This is a genomic window from Dyella sp. ASV21 (genome assembly GCF_016428975.1).
Lineage (GTDB): Bacteria > Pseudomonadota > Gammaproteobacteria > Xanthomonadales > Rhodanobacteraceae > Dyella.
Genome location: NZ_JAELTT010000395.1, coordinates 1 through 305 on the forward strand (window position 1 = coordinate 1; position 305 = coordinate 305).

The 305-nt window shown below is 61.3% G+C and carries 1 pseudogene; it reads right to left on the reverse strand.

The annotated features are described in order from the left end of the window. Window positions 1–233: pseudogene (locus JHD67_RS22040) on the reverse strand (IS5/IS1182 family transposase); the annotation flags it as partial. Window positions 234–305 lie beyond the last annotated feature (72 nt).

Sequence of the window (305 nt, forward strand, 5' to 3'; positions counted from 1 at the left end):
GGGATACGGTTGAGATAGCCGTAGATATAGATCTTGAGCAGCGTCGCCGGGTGATAACCGGGGCGCCCGGTGGCGGCCGGCGAAACCCCATCGAACCCCAGCTCGCCGAGATCCAGCTCATCCACGAAGACATCGACCACGCGGACGGGATTGTCCTCGTCGATGTAGTCGTCCAGCCGTTCGGGAAACAGCACGCTCTGCGACCGATCCACCCCTTCGACGAATCGCTTCATGCGACACTCCGGCTGGTATGACGCTAGGATCGGTGCGTTCGCTTACGGGGTGTTTTCACACAGGCTGGACCC